Origin of the sequence: Chitinivorax sp. B, assembly GCF_005503445.1 — a bacterium.
Classification (GTDB): domain Bacteria; phylum Pseudomonadota; class Gammaproteobacteria; order Burkholderiales; family SCOH01; genus Chitinivorax.
This window is the reverse complement of record NZ_SCOH01000020.1, coordinates 76,332-101,430: the sequence shown is the minus strand read 5'-3', so window position 1 is coordinate 101,430 and position 25,099 is coordinate 76,332. Positions and strand designations below refer to the sequence as shown.

Sequence of the window (25,099 nt, the reverse complement as noted above, 5' to 3'; positions counted from 1 at the left end):
AGTCAAGCTTGTTTATTAAAGGACTGACGCTGGTCGGCATTGTTGCGAATGGCTGAATAACCTGTCAAATCAATATGATTATTGGAATAGATGCATATTTACAAATCCGGCCGCTTGGGCAGCACCGGTTGACCATGAATAACCTGGCATGGGTAACTTGCGTAAAGCCGTGACTGGCCTTGCACCGGGCCGTAGTGGCAATACGCGGTCCAGGCCGCGGGACATGGCCTGAACCTGCGAGGCAGGCCGATACCGGCCCCTACCCCACCACCTGTACCGTTGACACCCCCACACCCTGCCCCTTCCGCACTTGGATCTGTACCGGAATCCGTTCCTGCAAGGCCACGACATGACTGATAACGCCAATGGTTTTGCCGCTGGCATTCAGGTTGTCCAGCGCATCCAGCGCAATATCGAGTGTGTCGCCATCCAGCGTGCCGAAACCTTCGTCCAAAAACAGGGAATCGATGGAGGTTTTGTGGCTGACCAGATCGGAGAGTGCCAATGCCAACGCCAGGCTGACCAGAAAGCTTTCACCACCGGATAAGGTGCGCGTGTCACGACTGACATCGCCTTGCCAGGTATCGACAATGCCCAGCCCCAGCTCGCTATCCGTCTTGCGAATCAGCAGGTACCGGCCATGCAGGCGAACCAAGCGTTGATTGGCAAGGTAGATCAGGTGATCCAGTGTGAGCCCCTGGGCAAAACGGCGGAATTTGTCACCTTCTTTCGAACCGATCAGGCTATCCAAACGTTGCCATAAGTCGTAATCAACAGTCTGGTGATCGATCTCGCTCAGTAGCTGTTTCAGCCCCTCTCGGCTATTGGCATCAGCCGCCAGTTCGGCGCGGATACCGCCCTGTCGTTCCGCCAATTGCTCCAGCTCTGTTTGCAGGGCCTGTGCTTGTGTGACCAACGTGGCCATATCCGAATCAGTTTGCGGATCGGCCTGCAGCTGTTGCAAGGCCTGCTGTGCCGCAACGAGCAAGGTTTGTGCTTGCAATGTGGCTTGATCCAGATCTTGCTTCAACGCCTGCAACCGGTTTTGCTCATGCACTGGCAGCAGGGCAGCCTGCAGGGCCGGCAGATCAGGGAAGGGGCTGGCTTGCAGTGCTGCCTGCCACGCGAGCGTTTGCTGATCCAGTTGATGCTGGCGTTGCTGCAGGTCACCAACCAATTGGGTCAGGCGCCCTGCCAACTGACTATGGTGAGCCTGCTGGGTCTCCCATTCCGTCATAGCGGCAGGCAATAGCGCAGCAGCATCGTCAGCGATGGGCAACGCTGCCATGGCCTCCTCACCGCAAGCTAACCACCGGGACTGCCAATATTGTTGCTGCTGATTAGCAGTGACCAATTGCTGTGACACCTGCAAAGTTGCATCGTGCAATTGTTGCAGCCGCTGCTGTGCCTGCTGCCAGATCGCCCATTCAGCCGAACGTTGTACCAGCCATTGCTCAGACTGTGCTGGTAATTCATGCCCGAATTCAGCCAGGGTGTGCTGCAATGCCGCGCCGTCATCCTGATACTGTTGCTGCAAGGTGCCGATACGGGTGGCAGTTTGGGACAGTTGCGCGATCAGACTGGTCAAGGCCTGCGTCTGCAAGGCGTGCTGTTGCATCAGCGCCTGTTGTTGCTGCATGGCTTGCTGGTATTGAAGCTGTGCCTGCTGAGCATCACGATTGGCAGCATCCAGTTGCGCCAGTGTCGATTCGACAGCACTCAGTGTGGTTTGCTGCAATTCACACAAGGCCATGATGGCTGCCGGATCTCGCCATGCCTCGACAGCCAGCCCCAGTCTGGTCGCCGCTTGCTGCCATGCGGTCAACGCTGTCTGATGTTCGCTCAGGCTTGTTTGCAACTGCTGTTGGCGTTGCTCGCGCTGTTGGGCCAGGTTGGCCAAGGTGGCGTTCAATGCCGCGCCCTGTTCCGCTACCTGATCACGTGCGGTACGTTTTTCTGCCAATAATTGCCGGGTGAGCGACACATCGATTGCCTGATAGTCGGCAATGGCCGGATGCTGCTGCGAGCCGCACAGCGGGCACGCCTCCCCTGGCTGCAACTGGGTACGTAACGTGTCCAGGCTCTGGATACGCTGTTCCTGTTCCAGCAGCTTTTCCTTGTCAGCAACCTGTTGTTGCAGGTCTTTGTAGGTCAACCGCAATGTGTCACGCATGGCGGTGTGTTCTGCCATGGCGATATCCAACCCTTGCAAGGTTTGCTGGGCGTCAGCATGACGGATGATTTGATCTCGCAGCACTGCGGCAGTTTGCTGCAGCTGCTGAAACTCGTTCAATTGCGCCTGCACGGCCTGCCATTGCTGGCGCAACCCCGCTTCATCGCTACCAGCCAACAACATGACCCGTTGCTGGTTGATTTGCGCAGCCTCTGCCTCTGCCTTGGCCAATACTGCAGCCGCATCGGTCAACTTGGCAGACAGTTCTTCCAGCGCTTGCTGCTGCCGTTGCTGATCCTGTTCCAACTGATTGTGATGTGTCTGTTCACGCCCCAGGTCAGCCTGAATACGTTGCAAGCCATCAAAGCGGTTGCGCCACACGGGCAACAGCTCGCCCAGCTGGGCATGACCGGGTCGGCTGGCTTGTTGCTGCTGTAAGGTGGCCTGCTCTGTCAACAAACGGGCTTGAGCTTGTTGCAGGGTCGACTGTGCCTGGCCAGCCAATTGATGAATACGCCACAATAACGCGTGGCCAGCCTGTTGTGCTGCCATATGCTGCTGCGTCACGGCAAGCTGCTCATCGTGGGTCTGTTGCCATGCCTGCTGTGCTTGTTGCCACGACTGCAGCGCTGGGCGCAACTGCGTGGCAGGAATGCTGTCGGCCAGTCGCTGTAACGATTCGGCCGCATCTGCTTGCGCCGACTCGGCCTGCTGCTGACGGATGCGGGCTTGCTGTAATTCCTGCTCGGCTCTTTCCAGCGCAGCCCGCCATTGCTGTTGCCGTTGCAGTTCAATTTGTCGATGTTTGAACTCAGTCTGCTGCTGAGCCAACGCCACCAGTGTCACCTCGCGTTGCTGCAAATCCTGTTCGCTCAGGATGGCAACACCTTCCGCTTTTGCCCGCAACTGATCCAGCGCCACTCGGGCGGCTTTGGTACGCTCGAACACCTGCTGTGAAATCACCCCATAGATGTCGGTACCCGTCAGTTCTTCCAGCAATTCCGCCCGCTCGTTGGCATTGGCTTCCAGAAATGCGGCAAAACCACCTTGGGCCAGCAGCATGGATTTGGTGAAGCGGGCAAAATCCAGCCCGGTCAGTTGCTCCACCAACCGCAGCTTTTCGTTGATACTGCTGGCCAGTATCGTGCCATCTGCCTGCGCCAGTTCTGCTATCGGCGCTTGTAGCGCACCGTCAGCACGATCTCGGGCGCGCCGCTGACTCCAGAAAGCCCGATATCGCGCCCCCTTTACTTCAAATGCCACTTCCGCCATGCAATCAGCAGTATGCCGGGTCATCAGCTCATTGGTCTTTTGCGACACCGTACTCATCCGTGGGGTACGGTGATACAGCGCCAGGCAGATCGCATCCAGCAAAGTGGTTTTGCCCGCGCCAGTAGGTCCGGTAATGGCAAACAGACTATTGTCAGCAAAAGGCGCTGCGGTGAAATCGATGAAGCATTCCCCCTTCAACGAATTGAGGTTTTTCAGACGCAGGGAGAGGATTTTCATGCATCTGCCCCTTGCAGTTGGCTGATCACCTGCCGATATCGCAGTCGCAGCTGCGCATGCAATGCATCATCCAGGCTTTCTTGTGCCAGCCGGCGTTCAAACACATCCAGCGGGGTCAATTCGTCCAGCATTTCACATGCATTGGGTAGCAACACCGATTTGGCTTGTCCTCGTTCGCGTCGTACCCGCAAAATATCCACTGCCAACCCGTCGGCCATTGCTTGCACCCGAGTGGTCAGGTCGCTCAAATAGTCATCGACACGAACCACCACCTCCAGCCAGACCGGGTGATCCGCCGTGCCTTGCAATGCCGCGGACTGCAACAAAGCAGGCAACGTATCCAGGCTGCCAGTTATCGACATCAAAGGTTGAAAGCAAGGTACCGCCAAGGGGCTGACTTGTTGCAAACCTGTCGAATCCAACTCGACCAGCCACATCAACTTATCCTGTGTGGCCTCGTCAAAACTCAGCGCAATGGGCGAGCCGCTATAGCGAACATGAGTCAGCCCGCCCACCCATTGCGGCCGATGGATATGACCCAGTGCGATGTAATCGGCCGCGGGGAACGCCTGGGTCGGAAAGGCCTCCAGTGCACCGACATAGATTTCCCGTACTGATTCGCTGGCACTGGCCCCCACGGTTGTCAGATGCCCGGTGGCAATGATCGGCAAGCCTCCACCCAATTGATCGCAACGCTGCTGGGCCTGCAGGAACAATTGCTGGTAATGCTGCTGAATCGCCTGCTGCAGCGAGCGCAGTTTGTCTTCGGCACTTTGCCCAGCTTGGCTTTGCAGCACATCACGCGGGCGAATATAGGGGATGGCGCACAGCACGGCCCCGGGTTGTCCGTGGCGATCTGACAGCACCAGTACCTGATCAGCCGGTTCATCCAACACACCAGGGATCACATGGGTATGAAAAGCACGCAACAGGCGCTTCGATTCCATCAGGGTTGCGACTGAATCATGATTTCCACCCAGCACCACCAGTGTCGTACCCACTGACTTCATGGCCATGATCAAATCGTAATACAAGCTGCGCGCGTAACTGGGTGGGGTACCGGAATCGAATACGTCCCCCGCCAGCAATACCGCATCGATCTGATGTTTTTCCACCTGCTCTGCCAACCAGGTGATCAGGGCCTGATGCTCAGCTTGGCGGGTCTTGCCCATGAAATACTGGCCCAGGTGCCAGTCGGATGTGTGCAGGATGCGCATGGTGAAAGTTGGGGTTGTCCGCAGGAAAACAGCGGCGCCCATACAGCTCACCGCAGAAGGCTGCATTCTAGGCGCTGTTGACCCAGTTTGATAACCCACCTTGACCTGATTTCGTATCGGAATCCGGTATCGTACAAACGCCTTCGCCGGTTTACCCCTTCACCCACCGGCGATCAATTTGATACAGGCACGTCAGCTGCCATCATACGAACCCACCTTGGGCTTCTTGTGTATCGGGCTATTTGGCAAACTGTCATCGTGCTGTTGATTCTGCGAAGCGATGGTAGCTGTGGCGGTCGGCGCTGGTGATGCGTCAACGGGTGTATGTCGCAACGGCTGGGTCAGCCAGGCCGACTCATGGGCCGCCTCGTGCTGGGGCGGGAAAGTGGGCGGTGCTTGCACCCACAATGCCGCATTCGTTTCAAATTGCCCACCGGTGCCATCCGCGTTCAGCGTGGCTCGTCTGGGGCTGGGCGGTACGATCTCACCACGGTCCGGCACGGGGATGGTTTGGATATATTGCTCCAGACGCTCCTTGGCCACTTCGCGATCGGCATGTACCAAACTGGCGAGTTCAATGCGATTGTACGGATTGGCAGCACCTGGGGATTCCAGTGGTCGTCGAAAATCGTCAGCCCCATGTGTGCCATGCCGCTCACCATGCGGGTTGTTCAATATCATATTGGGGCTCATCCCCGTAAAGTAGTGGGATGCCATGATTTCGGGCCCCGATGCGGTAGCATTGAGATGTCTTGACATCATCTGTGCAACCATTTGCCCATCGGAGGGCGGCGCGGCTGATGGAACAAGTATGTTCGATAGCTGATGACGTTGTTGATTATGTGCCGCGGCTTGCCCAGTCGTTCCCTGATTGCCCCGGAACGCGCCGGTATGCCCCCCAACTTCTGGTGCGCCATTGTCGTCACGACGAAAGAACGTCTTACTCGGCGCCGTTCGCATGCCCGACTGAATATCTGCAAGCGTATCGCGCACAACACCCAGAGGAGCTTTTGCTACGTCACCTCTATTACTGGTGGGCAACACCTCGTGCAAGCCATCTCCACCCACGGTAAGTCCGCTATTTTTAGCCGGGACACGCACTTCGTCAGGACCAGGTGTTTGCCCGTTCAATTGCTTGGTATGGGCCCGCTGGCCGATCAATGTTTCCCCCTGTGACAAGAACGGCTGCAACGTCGGGTCAGTATGTTGAGCATAGTATCCCGGTGCGCCAAACAGCTGCGCGACCGTCTGCTGACCTGGAGCCAACAGGGTACCATTCACCGCGGGTTGTGATGGCACCGCAGGGGTTGCGGCAGTAAACGATGCTTGTGCGGCCGCAGTAGGTTGACCCGTTGCAGTTTGTTGAACGTTTTGCAGCGGCGTGTGGTTGGATACACCTTTCATGCGGATAGTCCTCCCGTATATCCCCTACCAGCCGTCATGGCAGCCCAGTCTGTAGTGCCATGCTGATTCGTGGTCATTGCTGTTGCCGCCAACTCGCGTCGCAACAGCACCAGATTCGCCAAGGCATGATCCAGCGTGGTTGCGGTCAACAATGCAGCAGGTATCAACATATACAAGGCGATCCGGCCCTGATCGCGCTGAAGTGCCAGCCACGCCCCCTTCATCCGCGCCACATCGGCGTTGACAGACATCCAATGCGCCAGTTGTCGTTCGTCGCCACGGCCAGCATGCCAGGGTACCAACTGACAATGAATCAGCAGATTGCCACCGACCTCATCCGGCTCTATCTGCCATACCTGGCCATCAACGTCGGTCAACGCGACCGCACCGCGTGTCAGATCCAACACCAACCCCAGTCGATGCCCCAGATCCCTCATCACCATCATCATTGAATTCATGGTTGCCCCTTAAATTGCCTTCTGTTCCCTCTGTCGTTGAGTGACAACAATCCTGGCGCGGTTCCATTGCTGAAATGAAAAATCGCTGCGGTAAAAGTGTTCACGATGATCACTTCACATTCGCTTCACATTCGACGCATCATGTCTTCGCGCAGCACTTGCATCATGGCAACACATACCAACCGGGTGCCTTGTCATGAAGAATCGAATCCTGCTTAAACTGTTTGCCATTGGCTTTCTTGGGCTGTTGCTCTGCATACCGTTGATGATGATCAGCGGCACCATTTCCGAGCGCAGCTATTACCGTCAAACCGTCATTGATGAAATTGCCCGTAGCGATAGCGGCCCACAGACCATCAACGGCCCGGTGCTGATCGTGCCGTACCGTACCGCCCGCTGGAGCATTGACAACACACCGAATCGCCCCCGTGAACTGGTCTGGACCGAGCACAGCGTGAAAATCCTGCCGCAGAAGCTCAGCATCAATGGCCAACTTAAAACCGACCAGCGTCAACGTGGTATTTATCGTGCCACGGTATATGGCACCGATCTGCAACTGGATGGGACTTTCCAGATTCCACCACTGCTGGGCGTCAATACCAAAGAGGTGGAAGGCTTTGAAATGGGGCAACCGGTCTTGGCAGTCGGTATTGCCGATATCCGTGGCATCAAACAAAGCCCCAAATCACGTTGGAACAGCCAGGCCATCACCTTTGAACCCGGTACCCAACTACCGCAGCTCGGCAGTGGTATTCATGCACGTGTACCCGACGTGACCGAAGCAGGTGGCACGGTCCCCTTCCAGTTGTCGCTCAAATTGTCGGGCATGGATAACCTCAATTTCATGCCGTTGGGGCGCGATACCGACGTATCACTGACTTCCAGCTGGCGTCATCCAAGTTTTTTCGGTCAGTACCTGCCGGAAAGCCGTACCATCGACAAAAATGGCTTTCAGGCCAGCTGGAAGACCTCCTGGTTTGCCACCAATGCCAATGAACGCTTTCAGCAATGCCTGGGGGGCAACTGCGAAAACTTCAATACCATGCAACTGGGCGTCAAGCTGATGGATCCAGTCGATAGCTATGTCATGAGCGGACGCTCGGTCAAATACGGCTTCCTGTTCGTCTTCCTCACCTTTGGCGCGTTCTTCCTGTTTGAAGCGCTGAAGCGGATGGCAGTGCACCCAGTGCAATATGGCATGGTTGGCCTCGCCCTGGCGCTGTTCTTCCTGCTGGTTGTGTCGTTGTCCGAACACATCCCGTTCGCAGCGGCCTATGCCACTGCCGCGATCGCCTGCGTCACCCTCAACGGGTTCTATGTTGCCCATGCACTGAAACACCGCTTGCGTGGCCTGGGATTCGCGGGCTTGCTTGGCGCCCTGTACGGTTTGCTTTACCTGTTGCTGCAATCGGAAGATTACGCCTTGCTGCTGGGCAGCCTGCTGCTGTTCCTGTTGCTGGCTGTCGCCATGGTGCTGACCCGCAAGGTTGACTGGTACCAATTGGGCCAGGCAAACGAAAACTGATCCAACACCCCGCAGCAACCTCAATCCAAGCCTTGTCTTGCCTCCTTAACCGCCGCCTGATATAGGCGGCTTTTTTAACGGTGCCAACCATGCTGATCGGACACACCCCTGCCGGCTACCTGTTGGGCCACCTGGTACAACAGCGCGCCCAGCTTCCACGCAATATTGCCATTTTCTTTGGCCTGTTCACCGCCAACCTGCCGGATTTGGACATGCTGTATTTTCACCTGATCGATCATCGCCAACACCATCATCACACTTACTGGACCCATCTCCCGGTGTTCTGGCTGGCGGTCACAGCCATCGCCTGGCTGATCGGCCGTCACGCTGCGCTGCGTGCCTATCGCCACTGGCTGGTATTGGGACTGGCCAACATCTGGCTACATCTGCTACTGGACAGCATCGTTGGCGATATCTGGTGGCTGTACCCGTTGATCAATCAACCTTTTGCGCTGTTCACCGTACCCGCCACCCACGCCAACTGGATCTGGAGTTTTGTGCTGCATTGGAGTTTTGCGTTGGAAATCGTAGTGATCGTGTGGGCAGGGTGGGTATGGTATCGCCAACCCATGGCATCACGACGACATCAGCAGGCCGTAGCGAGTCTTGACTGAGGTGACGATCACTCCAACGCAGCCGCCCCGACCTTGCTTCGCGCCCATCCCGAGATTCATGCAGCCCAGTCATGTAAAATCAACGCCGCCATCAGCATGGCCTGCCACATCACGTGTAGCCCAAGGCGTTCAGATAAGATATACCTTCCCGATACCAAGGAGTCATCAATGAAGCTTTACAGTCTCTTCCTGCTCATGGCTACGGCCACGGTCTTCAGCCCTGGCCCAGGCGTGGTGATGACGCTGACCAATGCATTGCGTTATGGCATGCGAGGCACATTGGGTGGAATTCTCGGTATTGCATGCGGGGCATTGGTGGTAGCCGCGATTTCCGCAACCAGTGTCGGCGTGCTGCTGGCTGCGTCGGCACTGGCCTTTACCGTGCTCAAATTCGTCGGTGCCGCCTATCTGATTTACCTTGGCATTCGGTTATGGCGAGCCCCGGCATTTCAGTTTACGGAACAATCCGCCCACCACGCCAGCTTTGGTCGCCGCTTCATTGAAGGGCTGTCGCTGCAGCTCACCAATCCCAAGGCGATCTTCTTCTTTCTTTCGGTCTTCCCGCAGTTCATTGATCACAACCGGAGCTACCCGATCCAGTTTGCCACACTGGTTCTGACCTACAGCACTTTGGTCATCATCATTCACTGCACCTATGCCACCTGCGCCAGGCGGGCAAAGAACTGGCTGGTATCCGAACGAGGTGGTCGAATCGTCAACAAGGCAGCCGGCGCCACCTTTGTCGCCTTTGGCGCAGCGCTTGCGACGACGAAACGGGCCGTGGCTTAGAACCGCCAACAAAGCCCAGCGAAGTGGTTCTGGTTAGGCGTGCAAACAAAGGCAGTACGAGCGTACGACGAGTTTGCACAACAACACCAGAAGGGTTTTGTTAGCGGCTCTTAACTCAAGACTGGGGAAGCGAATCGGTGATCGGGTGAAAATCCAGATTGCGGCATTCGTTCATTACGGATTAGTTCGCTACGATTGCCTTTAGCACTGCATATTCATTGAGCTTGTTATACAAGGTTTTAAGACTCACACCGAGCGCCTTGGCGGCGTGACGCTTGTTACCTTGATAACACGCCAATGTAGCAAAGATGGTTGCCCGCTCAATCTCGGTAAGTGGGGTGCCGACTTTGAATTCCAGCACTTCGTTTTCCTTGATGCGCGGTTCGATACAAAATGGCATCTTGGTATCGATATCCACATCGGTATCCGCCAGAATATAGGCGCGTTGCACACAGTTCTTCAGCTCGCGCACATTTCCCGGCCAGTGATAGCCATTCAGTTTCTTCGCCACGCCACTTGCTAGGTGTTTGTTGGTGCCATGAGCGATATTCAGCTCTTCAAGAAAATGCGCTGCCAGCAGCATGATGTCCTCACCACGCGCTCGAAGTGGCGGTAACACCAATGGGAAGACCGCCAGGCGATACAGTATGTCTTCCCGTAACAAACCATTCTGCACGGCTTGCTGCGGATCGCGATTGGTCGCGGCAATCACCCGAATATCGCATACCTGTTCCCGGCTGCCCCCTACGCGAGTGAAACGGTTGGTTTCCAGCACACGAAGCAGGCGTACCTGCATTTCGATCGGCATTTCCGTGATTTCGTCCAGAAACAGGGTGCCGCCACTCGCCCGTTCAAAATAGCCCTGATGGCTACTGACTGCACCGGTAAACGCCCCTTTCTCATAACCAAACAATTCAGCCTCGATCAAGGAAGCGGGCAAGGCGCCACAGTTGATAGCCACGTAAGGACCATTACAACGGCTACTTCGTTCGTGAATGGTCTGTGCAACCAGCTCCTTGCCACTGCCGCTTTCACCCACGATCAAGACGGTTGCGTCGCTCGGTGCGACACGCTCGATCATGCTGAATACTTTCACCATGGCAGGCGAGTCGCCATACACACAACCAAACCGGCCTTCCCGGTTGACATCACCTTGTGTTGCACGAGCACGTTTGGCAATACGGGACGCGGGGCGGCTTCTTGTATAAGTGAAAAAGATTGACATCCCCGGATCAGCGGATTGATGCATGGTTGATTCAAACACGGCAGTCCCCTTAAATACATTGCTTCTCAATAACAGAGACTGGGAAGCAGTCGCTTTTTCAAACAGGATCGGATCCATACCAGCCCTGTGGCATATCTTAGTCTCAGCACGTTTGCCGGCAATCAAGCAAAGACCTATTTTGCTGTGGGATATGCTTACCTGACATGTAGGAAACCACTGGCAAAGTTTGTCTTGGCGTGCGTTCACTCACAATCCATACTGGAGATTGGCAGCAAATGCTGCAGGCTATCCAGACCTGCAACAACGCCACCATGCTTGCCAAGCACGCCGCAACATCACGATCCGTTATGAACGACCGCCAGCGGCGTGAAGCACAGCACCTGCGTCCCGATCACGGTCGCGAAGATATCAAACCAGTTTTCAGGATTTACATATGGCGTGCCAATGCGATGTTCCATGCATCGCACTGACTTTTGTTGCACTGTGTTACGCCAACATTAGTCATTTTTTATGGAATTTCTTGAGAAAATCCTGGCCCAACAAAGCTGTACCCTCTGTTTCGTTGATCCGAAATGTGTGAGGAGAGAAGGCAAGCTGCTCGATCAAACAGGGATATGGACTGTGTGACCAGGAAACACCTGCGTTGCCACCCCGTTTAATTGGCATGCCCAGAAACAGCATTTCTATACAGACAAGTGAGGAACGGCATGAATCGCAAGCAGATACATGATGTTAGCCACTTACCGGAAATCGAAGCCATTGCGCTCCTGCGCAAGGTCAATTTCGGGTCGCCTTATGAATGCATGTTGGTTGTCCAAGCACTGAAACAGCGAGAAACGGGCGATGTGTTACAAAGTCGCGTCGAGCTGATGCTGGCCGTCAGAGAACTTGAAATTCAAGCAAATCGCGTTATCACGACGGACAAAGTGATCATCCAGTCCCTGATTGCAATGCATACGCCCAAAGCACCTGTCACGGCCACTCGTTCGGCGAATGACAAGGTAGCTAGATCATCCAACGCACTCAGAAATCATCAGCTCACTTCCCGACCTTGAGCATCTGGCAAACGACATCATCAGGATCGACCATCATTGCCGATCTACTTGGCAAAGAATACGGAAACCCTGGTAAAGCCCCCACCTTGCTATATTGAAGTGATCATTTCTCACTGGGTTCAGCAAGCGTTTTACCGCCATTGCGTTTGAATTCAAGCACACAAAAAACCGGTCATTTGGCGGTTTACCGCCTAATGACCGGTTACACTCCCATGGCGGGACAATCCATTCAGCGCTTTGCATCAAGTTCCTTTGGTTCGACTTCCTTCTCCATTACTGTGGCGGTCGATTTTGCATATGCGGATCTGGCAAGGGAGGCTGATTGATGTTATTGGCAGGTTGATCCTGCCCAGGTAATGCGCTGTTACCAAAGCTATCTTCCGGACGATTTTGATCGCTGCTACCGGATGTGCTGCCTGGGTTGATGTCGGCAGGTACATTGGGCTGATTTACGTTACCCTGGTTATCCGGTGTAATCCATTGACCTGTTCGCGGGTCCCAACTGCGATTTGCTTGGTTGGTATTTGAATCGGTATCTGACATCTCTTCGGAAGAGCCAGACGAAGCATTGGGATGGTATTCACCAGGTGATTGTGCATACCGATCAACATTGCCGGACAGATGTTTCCAGCCTCGTTCCCAGTGCCGTAGACAAGAGGTGCGTTTCGCGCCCTCCATGGCATCGCACCTGGCCTTTGCTGCGGCATTATCAGTCGACATGGTGGCGGTGTTTCCCTGACTGTAGGTACTGTCACTCAACATCAAGCGATTGGTTTCTTCCGAGATGGCCGGTGTGCTCATCACAAAGCCGAGGGTTGCAGCCAAGGCCGCTGCGATTCGGGTGCGGTTCAGTTTCATGGTTGCTCCTTCATTCGTAAAACAGCAATGAGTGGATAGCCGACCGCTGATCATGCCAAACAGCAGCCGCTGCATGATAAAAACCGAGCAGAAACCATGCCGACAAACAAGCAAAGCAATATCAGACAGTTATACAAGAACCTACTGACCAAACGATGGTAAGAATTACAAGCAGGTTGCAATTTTTACATTGACTCCAGCTGTAATGGACGCTGTCGTCTCCGACATCAATAAGCAAAACTGACTTCATATAAATTAGTTATTGCTAATATTGAAAAATTGATAAACAATTGATTTTGCATTCGCTTGTATCTTGTTATTGGGCCGGTCTGTTAACGCGTTGCAGCCCACCCTACAAGTACCTATCCGTCACGCCATGCAAATGACGTGATTTTTTATGCCACGGTCAAGCTGCAGGATGTGTAAAAAGGAGATACGTTGTATGGGGCGCCTTCGCACCCGCTTCCTGGCCATACTGGCAATATGTCTCCACCTTATGCTTTCGCCGGCGGCAGCCATGCAGTCGATTGAATACGTCACCTCACGTTCCTTATTCCAAGAACAACCGATTGAACTGGCCTATCTGCTGGATAGGCCATTACGGCAACCCATCAAAGGTGTGATCGCTGTGATACCGCGCGGCGCTGGCGCGATTAACCTGCAGCGAGTCAATGGCAAGGTAGTGCATGAGGCCAATGCCATTTTGTTTGTTACCCAGGCCGACTACTTCAAGCGTCATGGCTATGCGATTGCAGTCCTCGACAAGCCGGCCGACCAACCATCGCTCTCAGTGGATTTCCGCCGATCCCTCGAACATCGGCAGGATATGGCTGCCATGCTGGCAGATCTTCACCGGCGCTTTGCAACAACCCCCATCTGGCTGGCAGGATCAGATAGTGCGGCGGTATCAGTCATGCATGCTGCTCGCGATCTTAGGCAAGAGATCAATGGCGCCATGCTCTTGGGTGGTGATTTCGACAATCTGCGTAGTTTTGATTTTTCGCATGTCACGTCACCCGTTCTACTGGTCCATCATCAAGACGATACCTGCAACTATGCCTCGTTTTATGAGGCGGTACAGATAGCCAACACCTATCGCTTTGACATGGCTCGTATCAATGGCGGTCAACCGGCCTCCCGTCATCAAGCGTGTGCAAATGACGGGCTCCATGCTTTCAATGGTCGACAGCGCAATGTTGCCGAGACCATTGTCAACTGGCTGGAAGGCAGAAAGCCTACCGACGATACCAGTACTGATCCAGCACTATTCGGCGTTATGAACGAGCATGTTGTCCAGGTCCCCGCAGAGCACAGGCCAGACCACGCCAGCATTGAGACAACGGTTTTCCGTCCCGATGGGCTGGGCCCTTTCCCGCTGATCGTCCTCAACCATGGCAAACCCGCTGATATCGAGACCATGATGCGGGAACAGAAGCGTTGGCGCCCAATGGCACAAATCACGGCATTGGTGGAACGTGGTTTTGCTGTGGCCGTCCCCATGCGACGTGGTTTTGGCAGATCCGGGGGTAAGGTACCGCCGGCAAGTTGCGATATTGACACAGCAAGCCTGATCGATGCCCGTGATATCCATCAGGTGGTCAGCTATTTCCAGTCACAATCTTATGTAGATCGCCAGCGGGTGGTGCTGATGGGGCAGTCTGCCGGTGGCTTGGCCTCTTTGGCCTATGCTTCGCAGGCATACACGGGTGTGCGGGCTGTCATCAATTTTTCAGGCGGATTGCGTCTGCATGGCGGCTTGGCGCCCTGCTGGCCCCAATCACTGTATAGCGCGATATCACGGTTTGGTCACGAGGCCCATACGCCGTCACTTTGGTTCTATTCGGAAAACGACCGACTCTTCCCGCCTGATGTTGCACAATCCATGTACCAACAATATCGTCGTGCAGGTGGCAACGCTCAATTTGTGGCCCTGCCCCCCAGTTCATCCGATGGACACCAATTTTTTGTGCATGATCACAATGTTCCACTTTGGTTACCACAGGTCGAACACTTTCTGGTTGATGCTGGGGTGCTACAACCGAATATCTCGATGCTTGCCCGCAATACCTTGGCAGTAGAAGCCACCCGGCCCTAGCTATGTAGTTGCCACGGTCAACGCCAGCCTTTGATATAGAAACTGTTCGAAATCGGCTGCAGGCAAGGCTGGCGAGCAAAGAAAACCCTGGAACTCCCCACACCCCTCTCTTGCCAGAAAATCACGTTGGACTGTAGTTTCCACCCCTTCAGCAATCACTTTCAGCTTGAGCGCCTTGGAAAGATTGATGATAGCGCGCACAATGGCCACATCGCTTTCATCTTCTGGCAGACCATTGATGAAAGACCGATCGATTTTCAGTTTATGGATGGGAAATCTTTTCAGATAAGCTAAGCTGGAGTACCCCGTACCAAAGTCATCAATGGCCAGGCGAACCCCAAGCTCGTGCAGGCATTGCAAACGACGCATGGCATCCTCTACATCCAGGATCAGGATGGATTCAGTCAACTCCAGCTCCAGCCATTCCGGTGGTAAACCTGCCGTACCCAGGGCACGCGCCAGATCATCCACAAAATCCGACTGCTGGAACTGCAATGCCGAAACATTGACCGATACCGGAAGCTTCAGTCCCTTACGCCACCAGCGGGCTGCTTGTTCTACAGCCTGTGTCATGACCCAGTGACCGATTTGTACGATCAGTCCACTTTCCTCCGCCACGGGGATGAAACGACTCGGTGCGACCTCCCCGAGCTCCTCGTCAGTCCAGCGGATCAACGCTTCCGTACCGATCAGTTGATTGGTGGCCAGATCAAGCTGGGGCTGAAAATACAAATGGAAAGCATTGGCATCCAGGGCGACCCGCATTGCGTGATCCAGCTTCATGCGCGATAGCAGCCCAATATTCATTTGCCGCTGGTAGAAACGGAAATCAGCACGGCCACGCTCCTTGACGTGATACATTGCACTGTCCGCGTTTTTGATCAAATCGTCGAGCGAATCGCCATCATCCGGAAAGATGGCAATACCAATACTGCAAGTCACGGTAAAATTCATGCTATCCAGCGTGATCGGTCGATTCAGCGATTCCAGCACCCGCCGGGCAGTGATTTCTGCAGTTCGGCCATCGACCTGATTCAACAACAGGACAAACTCATCCCCGCCCAATCGGGCAGCCGTATCAATCTGCCGGATACAAGCCTTCAGGCGCTCGGCGACTTCCACCAACACCCGATCGCCAAACAAGTGTCCGAGCGAATCGTTGATGTGCTTGAATCGATCGAGATCCAAGAACAGCACCGCCAGCTGACTCCCGTTCCGTCGCGCCAGATTGATCGAATATTCAGCCCGTTCAGTCATCATCAACCGGTTAGGTAAGCCAGTCAGTGCATCGGTATATGCCAGCTCCTCAATCTTGCGCTTGGCAGCCAGCGATTCGGTCAGATCCTTGAAGAAACCAACATAGTTGATGGGTTGATCCTGATCATCCAGTACCCGAACCATCGACACCAGACATGGATAGGAACTACCGCTCTTGCGGCGATTCCAGACCTCCCCTTCCCAATAACCTTCACGCTCCAGGTGCGTCTTTTGTGCCTGTAGAATCACGTCACCCTGCTCTGCCACAATGGCACATGGCACCATCCCCATCAGCTCGTCATGGGTATATCCCGTCAGACGCTCACAGCTTGGGTTGGCTGCCACGATCATGAAATTGGCATCGGTGACAAAAATGGCATCCAGGCTGGCCTCGAATACCTTGGCAGCCAATTGCAGCCGCATCTGATCAGCCAACCGTTTTGAGATATCGCGAAAGGAATACACACGGCCAATCGGCCGACCACGTGCATACTGAGGCAAGGTCACGCGTTCCAGTACACGTCCGGTGCGCAGCACCACCATATCGGTGGCCTCCAGCAATGGCGAATTGGAAATGGCTCGCAATCGTGCTGCATAACCTTCATCATCCATGACCAGCTGATCCATCCAAGCATACACAGATGCGTCATCTCGCTTGGTCAGCAATTCGTCGGGCAAGGTCCACAGTTCGGCAAAGCGCTGGTTATAACCACGAATGGCTCCGTCAAGGTCCGCCACCAAAATGCCATCAGCTGTTGATTCAAGTGTGGCACGCAGTTCTGCCAGCAGCTTTTCCAGCTCACTTTCCACCCGTCGCTGGTCCGAAAAATCCCGGATCGACACCACATAAAGTGGCCCTTCTGCACCCAATTTGACGCGTGTTACCCGCCGCTCGACCTGAATGGTTGAGCCATCGGTACGTTTCAGCAATGTTTCTGAGCAAATATGGTCAGATAATCCTGCCGCCACATCCTCCCAAAAAAACAAATCCTCGGGGGTAGAAGCCAACTCCACCACCGGTCGCCCTTGCAAGCCGCCGGCATGAGCCCCCAACAAACGCTCGGCAGCACGATTGGCACACACAATCCGGAAATCCAACGGATCAACCAACCAGACTGCCTCCAGCATGCCTTCAATCAAAGGTTGCCAGTTGGCTTGACTCATTCCCCACCCTCACCCGTGGCCTCGCGAGCCCGCTCGAAGAAGTAGCACATCCGTTTACGTGGTGACAGGTAATCGTAAGTCGCTTTCGGCAATTGCATCGGCTTCAGGCTGCGCTGAATGCCCAAATCGGGCTCCTGCTCCAAATCCACGACAATGGCTTCATCCTTCGGTACCTCACTATCATGGATAATCACACGTGGCTTCAATGGTCGGGCAGAGTTCACGGAAACCACCAAAGCAAAACGTTCGTCATTGAGCTGCACGACGGACCCAGGTGGATAGACACCCATCATGCGAATGAAGGCAGCCATCAACGTCACATCGAAATGTGCTTTCATCTGGGCAAACATGACAGACAACGCTTCATGCGGGGTCATTGACATGGCCGGATTGGCTGGGTTGCACAAATTGTCATATTGATTGACCAACGCCACAATACGTGACGCCATCGTCTGTTTGGTACCCGGCAAATGCAGTGGATAGCCACTGCCATCCACACATTCATGATGTTGGCCGATGACCAACACCGCACCCGTTGATAATCCCATCTTGCGGGCCAGCTCCACCCCGTGATTGACATGGGCCTGGTACAGCTGACGTTCGGCTGGGGTGAAGTGATCATCCTTCCAGCGCAAGCGGTCGGGCAATTCGATCTTGCCGACATCATGCAGCATGGCCCCCAACCCGAGGTCACGCAGCTCATTACCAACCATGCCCACTACCTTGGCAAGCAATAACGAAATGACCACCACATTGATGGCGTGTAAGGAACTTTCCTCCCCAGACTTTTCCGATAGCAGCCGAATGGCGGCCTCACGATCCCCCAGCATGTCCCCAATGAAGCCATCCATCATGGCATCAGCCAGTTTGGCTGCATTGGCGGGCTGAGCATGTACTGTTTTCAGCACCTGTTTGAAGACCTTGGTGGCCTCTCCAAACTGTCGCTCACATTGCTGCAGACTTGCACGCTGATTGGCAAGTAATTCACGCCGCCGCTGCTTGGCCTGCATGGCAGGTGAAATCGCCTCCCACGATGGCGCTTTCGTGGTCACATCAATATCCAGCTCATCCGGTGCTGGCAAGCAATCACTCTTGTCCGGCGAATACCGGACTCGTGCCACACCAAGCGAACGCAGAATATCGATCTGTTCCTGATTGCGGATCTTGAAACTATTCAAAGAAAAAGGGTGCTCCATCCATCCCAGATCAAGATGGATATACAGGCCAACGCGCAAGCGCGACACCTCAATCAATTGGATTTGAGCGTCACTCATCCATGCAGATCAATTAGGTTGATATGTACTGTTTATAGCACTTGATCTCACACCTAAGGCGCATTCAACCGCGTCCTTGGCAGTACATCACAATTAAATCAATCCGTTTGTAAAGCAGGGTACAAGGTGTATCAACCTTTGTGTTTACAGACTACGCCAGAGATCGCTGACGTGCTTGCTCAAACAGACACACAGCCGCTGCAGCAGCAACATTCAATGACTCGACTGCACCGGGCATCGGAATCCGGATCCGGGTGGTTGCTGTAGCTTGCAAATCCGCAGATATACCGGCACCTTCATTACCCAGAATCCACGCTACCGAACCAGTCAGGTCTGTCTCATAAAGGGATTGACTGTCTTCCAATGACGTCGCCACGACCTGGCCATCGAATTGACGTGCCGTCTGCATCAAGTCAGCCTGCTCATGAATGGTGAGTACCAGATGCCCTCCCATTGCACCGCGCAGGACACGCGGTGACCAGGCATCTGCACAATGCTTAGACAAGTACACCTGCTCAACACCTGCAGCCGCAGCGGTGCGCAAAATACCCCCCACATTGAGCGGGTCTTGTACATCATCCAGCAACAACACCGTGCGGGCAGGTTGAATTGCAGGTAGCGGGATAGCGATCACCGCCACAATCCCCACAGCAGGCTGTATATCGAACAGCTGTCCAAACAATCCATCAGCCAGCAACAGATGCCTGTCGACCCGTTGCTGCCACAACGGTGCAATTTCGGGATGGCTTAACGCTGATTCAGCAGCGATCAGCCACTGCAGTGCTGCCCCTGCCTGACACCAGCTTTGTACCAGATGAATCCCTTCCAGCAAGGTCTGCCTGGCTTTGCGCCGTTCACGGGTGGATTCATGTAGCTTGACGAGATGTTTGACGTGATTGTTCTGGCGGGAAGAAATGAGTTCCATGATGGCGGCAGAGACTTGCGGGTACGTATTGTCCCCTGCCCGGTCAATTGCATCAACCGCATCAAAGAAATGGGCCGGCAACCATCCGGCCCATCCGACCTACCCAGTCAATCAGCAAGCAAGCCCACACCTAACGTAAGCTGGGTAACGTCAGGACGGATTGATCACCGCCACCAAACATCAGCCGCATATCCAGGTAGCCGTTTGAAGGGTGGGTGTAGAGACTGTCGCGCGTATCCACCACCACTGCGACTCGGTGACCCGCCGGTACATCATAGGCAGTAGCAGAGAACTCAATCGGAAAATCCATGACCTGCCCGGGCACTGCATCCCGCATGGTGCGGACACCGTGAGTGATCAACGTCCCCCACCCCAGTGCATCAAGATCATACAAATAGGCCACCAACTGGGCTTGTGGCTGAGATGGTTTGAGCTTTACATGGAGTTTGGGGATGCCTCGCAACTTCAATGCCTCATTCAGCCACGGGCCTTCGTATCGAACGCCTTGTCCTCGCAATACTGAAGGTAACCAGGTCACGACCGGAATATTGATTGACTCGGCCAGGGTGGAAAACACGGGAATCAGCCCACTGGTGGCGGTGGTGTCAAATTTATTGTCGATCCAGTCATCTGCCACCACCTGATTGGGCTGATCATTCAATTCGCCAGCCCCCCCTTTCATGCACCAGCACCCCCAGTCCCAACGTACGCCAGCCCGAGGGGCCAGGTAATAGTTACGATCAATCATATTGCTGGCGGGATAGGTATCAAGTGATTCGCGAACCCGACTGAACTTGACCTCCATCGTCACCTTGGGTTCGTCCACAACGCCATTCTGCTCGCCTTTCAGCCAATAGTTGAACCAGCGGTGAGCTTGATTATAAATATAATTGTCGACACCCAGTAGCGCCCCTGGTACCTCCGGAATGGCGTGAACACCCTGATTCACCAGTAACTTCTTCGGCCCAGTCAGCCGCCGAAACATCTCCAGTGACGAGTTGGGCGTGAACATGTCGTCTTGAAAATTCTTGCTGATGAATACGGGCGCCTGGCGCGAGTTCAGCATCGGCACATATTGCAAAGGTGAACGGATACGCGCCCAGATACGGATTTCATCTATTTTTGACTTGGTAGTAGCCGGGTCACGCAATGCTGCAGCATATTGCGGGACAATGGGATTCAGACGCCCAGTCAGCTTGCCGGAATGCACCAGAATATCGGCCCAGGTCTGATTGGGTGTTTCAGCCGGATACAACTCGTCTTCCAGATTCCCCCAAGTAGACAAGGCCGCAGCCGTTTTCAGGCGTGGCTCCTGTGCCAACGCAATCAATGAAATGCCGGAACCGTACGAAATACCACTGATGCCAACATTATTCATATCCACCGGTACATTGGATTGCAGCCAATCCAGCGCGGTCGATACATCACGGATATCCTGCGGGCCTGCCACTTCCACCTGGCCCTCCGACTGCCAGAAACCCCTCGTGGAATAGCTATACACCACATAGCCATCACGCGCCAGACGAGCAGCCTGACCCAGGTACTCAAAATCAGCCAGTGCCCAGCTGTTGATCATGACCACCGCCGGAAAGCGTTGGGCTGCATGCGTGATACGCGGCAGAAACACGTTGGCCGTGAGCTTTGCACCATCATAAGTGGTCAATGACAGTTGATTCACCCAGCAGGTGCCATCAACAGGTGAAATTTTGCGTGGGTTGGTGATCGGACTGACAAAGACTTCGCCGGGTTTGACCGGCTGACAGCTGACCATAGCCTGAACTTGACCAAAAAATAAGGCGAGGCCAAGCCCCGCCACGGCGGTGCGCCATTGCATGATGTCTCCTCCTGTTTTTGATTGGGGCACGGTGCCAAAGATCAATGCACAAACACAGCATTGAGTCTGCCGGCAGGTCTGACGCCCGCACTGACAGAAATAGAGTTATTACACTACACCTTAATGCGGTTGGGTAACACTGTCAAATGGATGATGCATGTTGCATGAAATATCACCAGCTGATACGTGCCACGCATCAAAAATTGCATGACAAATAATTTACGCGAATCAAGCAGATCACCAAACTAACTGCTCATAATCTCTGTGAAGAGGGGCTTAGTGCCGACAACCAAACCTGCCACTCCTTAGTACGGTCTTCATTGGCATGCCTAACCAGAACCGCTTCACCGAGCTTGATGAATGGCACTCAGCCGCATTGTGTATCGTGTAAAAACAAGAATTGACGTTGTGCAAGCGAGGACAGCGGACAGCGCCTGTAGCCTGATCAGGTGCGACCAGCAAAAACAAGAACGGTCTTCAGGAAGATCAGCCAGATTTGGCCGCGAGATGCCCCAAACCTTCACCAGCCAGCATGGCCAGTTGTTTGAAAGCCTGATAGCTGGCTTCATCAAGGGTATTGGTCGTGGAACGACGATCCGCGTACAGCAATCCGACAGGCTTATCGTGCACGAAGATGGACATGGCAAAAAAGTCCCCCATGCCAATACATTCACGCATGGTGGATGGCAGCATTGATTCCAGCTGTGCTTGATTGGCAGACGAAATCCAGACACCGGCTGTTTTTTGCATCAACTTGGTCAGCAAGTGTGGTTGATCCAACTCAAATGCAAACCGAGCCAATGGCTCGCTGTTGGTGGCACCAATGACATAGCGGGCTTTGATGCGCTGCTGCCCTCCTACCATCAAGGCAAAAACGATGCGGGTCAGACCGATGCCATCATGCATGCCACGAATCACCAACCCCATCATTTCATTAAAGGTCAAGGTACAATCCAGATGTGATCGGATCTGCCTGACCACTTCGTCGTACACGACCTTGGATGGTTTCAATGATGACGCTGCCAATGAGGCTGGTGATACATCCGAACGTGGCGCAGCCACCTTCACAGCAGAAGGCCACGCGCCGGGCAACATGGGTAACCAGGCCGCTGGTGTCGGGCACATTGCGTAAGGCCATTCGCGCGCCATTGTCAGGACGACACGCTCGATTCGTTGTAAGGCTTGATCTGGCTCAATACGCAACATGCCCGCCACTGTTGCCACATCATCGAGTAATTGCGGGTGATGCCAACCAGATTCGATACGACGGGCCAGCTGGCCGGCCAATCTGACCAGACTGGCCCGTGGGTTGCCACTATGAGAGGTATCATTCAACTCCATCAACAAGGCAGGCATCGACCACCGCGCCAACAAGGCCTGGTTCAGCGCTTCCATCGTACAACCCAGCTTCTCTTGTTGTAACTGCGGTTGATCCAAGGGGGAATCAAACCAGGGAACCCAACCCTTATGGATGGCCATCTCATGATGCAGCATCAGGCAACCAGACAGGTTGTGCAACAACGCGGCCACTTCAACCTCTTCCGGCTTTACATCCAGCCGTGCTACCGACCAGTCAAACGCAAAGCCAGCTGCCAACCTGCAACGCAATATTTGCTGCACGACCAAGGCCAACGCGGCAGGTTGTTGGCCATACCGTTGCTCAATCGTGGGTAGTTGCCCCATTTGTTCGACAAAACGACGGCTACCCAATAAAGTCACGGCAGCTTCAAGGCTGATCACATCCGATGCCACACCATTGCGCCGCCGATTGTTCACCGCACGCAGCAAATGTGCAGCCAACAGGGGATCACGTACGGCAATCCTGGCCAGCTGATTGGGGGAGACACTATCCAGGGATTCACGCAGTTTTGCGATCGCAACAATCGACCCCGCCATCACCGGAGTTGCCACGGTATGCCAGCGTGTCAGCCAGCCTGTGACATTGAGTGTCCCTGCCATGATTCAGCGATACCAGATCAGCAGGCGAGCATGATTCCAATCACCCGTCTCGACCACCTGATCAGGGGTAACACCGGGTATGTCGAAACTATTACTGATGAAGATGCTGCCAGGGCGCATTTCTGCCTCCACTTTGCGCCATATCTGTGCCATTGGCGCTGGCGATAAATAGGCATACACAATGTCGTAATTCGACCAGTCCAACCGGTTGAAATCACCGTGCTGCCATACTGCAGCAGACCGCCCTACCCACAATCGCAACTTACCGATCAACCATGGCAGCCAGGCCCGTTCAATACCTTCACAGTGCCACCCAGGTCGTCGGGCTTGTACATACCCGAGCACCCCACCCAAACCGGCACCCACATCCAGAAAACGCAGCTCAGCGTCAGCAGGCAACACTGTCGCCAAATGGCTGCACGTTTTACGGCTGGTCAAAAACAAAGGTACCCTACTACCAATACCGCCACCGTATATCGCCAATATCAGCGCAAACAGCAATGCTGGCACCCACACTGGCAATTGCCACTGCAACGCCAGTAACAGCAATGGCCAGAACCCCGCCTGAATCCACCACCACCAGACTGGCAACCCCACGAGCCTGCTGAACAAGGCAGCACCTGCCCCTTGTAACACGGTCACCTGCCACCAGGATAATGGAACACCGATACTGCCCATTACCCATACGATCAGCCACGTCATCGGTGCCACGGCCAATTGCAACATCACGGCTTGCACACTGACGGGCCATCGTCCCCACCAAGCCAAACGCTGCAGACTGGTCAACATTGGCTTAGGGATTGGGCTTGTCACTGGCCGCAGGTGCTTTGGAATCGTTGGCGGCCGGAGGTTCCCCGGCTCTGTCTGGCTCGTTGACTTCGACAAAATCCTTGGCTTCAATCGCTTTGCCACTCTCACGGATAATATTCTGTTCGGTTTCGGCATTCAGCACGGTGATGCTGATACGACGATTAATTGGGTTGAACAGGTCTTCCGTATCAAATGGCGTGGCAGCAGCCAATCCAACGACACGGATAATCTTGTCATCCTTGATGCCCCCTGCAATCAATTCCCGGCGGGAGGCGTTACTTCGATCGGCCGATAACTCCCAGTTGCTGTAACCCCGTTCACCACCAGAAAACGGGGTTGCATCGGTATGGCCGGATAAGCTGATGCGATTGGGTACCTCATTCAATAAATTTGCAATTTCGCGCAAAATAGCCCGTGCGTAGGGCTTCATCTCCGCAGAACCGGAATCGAACATCGGCCGGTTCTTCTCATCCACGATCTGGATACGCAAGCCTTCTGCCGTCATGTCAATCAGCAACTGATTCTTGAATTGCTTGAGTGAATCGTTCTTCTCGACCATTTTTTCGACACGTTGCTTCAAGTCTTGCAACATTTGTGCTTCACGCTTGGCGCGGTCGATATTGACATTCAACGCCCGATGGCGAGGCAAATCACCTCGTTTGACTTGACCCGCAGACCGGCTTAAATCTTCCCCGCCCCCAGGTACCAGACTGGTTGCATCGCCAGAGCCGGAACCGCCCGACATGGCAACCTTGAGCGGATTCTTGAAGTAATCAGCAATGCCTTTCAAATCCCCTTTGGATGTGGAGCCCAGCAGCCACATCAACAAGAAGAATGCCATCATGGCGGTCACAAAATCAGCATAGGCAATCTTCCAGGCACCGCCATGGTGGCCACCGCCACCTTTTTTGATTTTCTTGACGATAATCGGCCGTTGGGAATCATCGCTCATCA

The 25,099-nt window shown here is 54.4% G+C and carries 19 protein-coding genes; 6 read left to right on the top strand and 13 right to left on the bottom strand.

Annotation, left to right across the window (positions count from 1 at the left end):
* Nucleotides 1-259 precede the first annotated feature (259 nt).
* The 4 genes from FFS57_RS13675 to FFS57_RS13660 all read right to left on the bottom strand — a co-directional run bounded on the left by FFS57_RS13675 (nt 260) and on the right by FFS57_RS13660 (nt 6,761).
* Nucleotides 260-3,682, bottom strand: a complete 3,423-nt coding sequence (locus FFS57_RS13675) for an SbcC/MukB-like Walker B domain-containing protein (protein ID WP_137938366.1) — start codon at nt 3,680-3,682, stop codon at nt 260-262.
* Nucleotides 3,679-4,899 carry an exonuclease subunit SbcD gene (gene sbcD / locus FFS57_RS13670; RefSeq protein WP_137938369.1) on the bottom strand — a complete coding sequence of 407 codons (1,221 nt, stop codon included), beginning with the start codon at nt 4,897-4,899 and terminating at the stop codon, nt 3,679-3,681. Before sbcD ends, FFS57_RS13675 begins: the two co-directional genes overlap by 4 nt.
* Before the next feature lie 192 nt (nt 4,900-5,091).
* Nucleotides 5,092-6,303 carry a hypothetical protein gene (locus FFS57_RS13665; RefSeq protein WP_137938365.1) on the bottom strand — a complete coding sequence of 404 codons (1,212 nt, stop codon included), beginning with the start codon at nt 6,301-6,303 and terminating at the stop codon, nt 5,092-5,094.
* Nucleotides 6,300-6,761, bottom strand: a complete 462-nt coding sequence (locus tag FFS57_RS13660; RefSeq protein WP_137938364.1) for a CesT family type III secretion system chaperone — start codon at nt 6,759-6,761, stop codon at nt 6,300-6,302. The genes FFS57_RS13665 and FFS57_RS13660 overlap by 4 nt, the downstream gene beginning before the upstream one ends.
* A 196-nt stretch (nt 6,762-6,957) precedes the next feature.
* Here FFS57_RS13660 and creD point away from each other — a divergent pair, with 196 nt between their 5' ends.
* The 3 genes from creD (at nt 6,958) to FFS57_RS13645 (ending at nt 9,689) form a co-directional block, all read left to right on the top strand.
* Nucleotides 6,958-8,286 carry a cell envelope integrity protein CreD gene (gene creD / locus FFS57_RS13655; RefSeq protein WP_137938363.1) on the top strand — a complete coding sequence of 443 codons (1,329 nt, stop codon included), beginning with the start codon at nt 6,958-6,960 and terminating at the stop codon, nt 8,284-8,286.
* A gap of 89 nt (nt 8,287-8,375) precedes the next feature.
* Nucleotides 8,376-8,900: a metal-dependent hydrolase gene (locus FFS57_RS13650; protein WP_137938362.1), complete on the top strand. Its 525-nt coding sequence runs from the start codon at nt 8,376-8,378 to the stop codon at nt 8,898-8,900.
* A gap of 168 nt (nt 8,901-9,068) precedes the next feature.
* Entirely contained in the window at nt 9,069-9,689 is a 621-nt protein-coding gene (locus tag FFS57_RS13645) for a LysE family translocator (protein WP_137938361.1), read from the top strand.
* Nucleotides 9,690-9,870: 181 nt separating this feature from the next.
* On the opposite strand, the gene FFS57_RS13640 is transcribed toward FFS57_RS13645, so the two are convergent.
* Nucleotides 9,871-10,938, bottom strand: coding sequence for a sigma-54 interaction domain-containing protein (locus tag FFS57_RS13640; protein ID WP_249383991.1), 1,068 nt, complete (start codon nt 10,936-10,938; stop codon nt 9,871-9,873).
* Between the two features lie 251 nt (nt 10,939-11,189).
* On the opposite strand from FFS57_RS13640, the gene FFS57_RS13635 reads away from it, so the two are divergent.
* Nucleotides 11,190-11,384 carry a hypothetical protein gene (locus FFS57_RS13635; protein WP_137938360.1) on the top strand — a complete coding sequence of 65 codons (195 nt, stop codon included), beginning with the start codon at nt 11,190-11,192 and terminating at the stop codon, nt 11,382-11,384.
* A gap of 237 nt (nt 11,385-11,621) precedes the next feature.
* Nucleotides 11,622-11,969, top strand: a complete 348-nt coding sequence (locus FFS57_RS13630; RefSeq protein WP_137938359.1) for a hypothetical protein — start codon at nt 11,622-11,624, stop codon at nt 11,967-11,969.
* Between the two features lie 273 nt (nt 11,970-12,242).
* On the opposite strand, the gene FFS57_RS13625 is transcribed toward FFS57_RS13630, so the two are convergent.
* Complete coding sequence (locus tag FFS57_RS13625; protein WP_137938358.1) at nt 12,243-12,827, bottom strand: hypothetical protein; 585 nt, start codon at nt 12,825-12,827, stop codon at nt 12,243-12,245.
* Nucleotides 12,828-13,344: 517 nt separating this feature from the next.
* On the opposite strand from FFS57_RS13625, the gene FFS57_RS13620 reads away from it, so the two are divergent.
* Nucleotides 13,345-14,922, top strand: coding sequence for an alpha/beta hydrolase (locus FFS57_RS13620; RefSeq protein WP_171013928.1), 1,578 nt, complete (start codon nt 13,345-13,347; stop codon nt 14,920-14,922).
* On the opposite strand, the gene FFS57_RS13615 is transcribed toward FFS57_RS13620, so the two are convergent.
* From FFS57_RS13615 to motB, 7 genes are all read right to left on the bottom strand, one after another.
* Nucleotides 14,923-17,343 carry a sensor domain-containing protein gene (locus FFS57_RS13615; protein WP_137938356.1) on the bottom strand — a complete coding sequence of 807 codons (2,421 nt, stop codon included), beginning with the start codon at nt 17,341-17,343 and terminating at the stop codon, nt 14,923-14,925.
* Entirely contained in the window at nt 17,340-18,617 is a 1,278-nt protein-coding gene (locus tag FFS57_RS13610; RefSeq protein WP_137938355.1) for a cyclic di-GMP phosphodiesterase, read from the bottom strand. The genes FFS57_RS13615 and FFS57_RS13610 overlap by 4 nt, the downstream gene beginning before the upstream one ends.
* A 151-nt stretch (nt 18,618-18,768) precedes the next feature.
* Nucleotides 18,769-19,542: a TrmH family RNA methyltransferase gene (locus FFS57_RS13605; protein WP_137938354.1), complete on the bottom strand. Its 774-nt coding sequence runs from the start codon at nt 19,540-19,542 to the stop codon at nt 18,769-18,771.
* 130 nt (nt 19,543-19,672) lie between these two features.
* Nucleotides 19,673-21,376, bottom strand: a complete 1,704-nt coding sequence (locus FFS57_RS13600; protein ID WP_137938353.1) for a CocE/NonD family hydrolase — start codon at nt 21,374-21,376, stop codon at nt 19,673-19,675.
* Between the two features lie 486 nt (nt 21,377-21,862).
* Nucleotides 21,863-23,335, bottom strand: coding sequence for an HDOD domain-containing protein (locus FFS57_RS13595; protein WP_137938352.1), 1,473 nt, complete (start codon nt 23,333-23,335; stop codon nt 21,863-21,865).
* Nucleotides 23,336-23,338: 3 nt separating this feature from the next.
* Nucleotides 23,339-24,148 carry a class I SAM-dependent methyltransferase gene (locus FFS57_RS13590; RefSeq protein ID WP_137938351.1) on the bottom strand — a complete coding sequence of 270 codons (810 nt, stop codon included), beginning with the start codon at nt 24,146-24,148 and terminating at the stop codon, nt 23,339-23,341.
* Nucleotides 24,129-25,097 (bottom strand): flagellar motor protein MotB, encoded by a 969-nt coding sequence (gene motB / locus FFS57_RS13585; RefSeq protein ID WP_137938350.1) that lies wholly within the window; start codon nt 25,095-25,097, stop codon nt 24,129-24,131. The genes FFS57_RS13590 and motB overlap by 20 nt, the downstream gene beginning before the upstream one ends.
* Nucleotides 25,098-25,099: the final 2 nt, after the last annotated feature.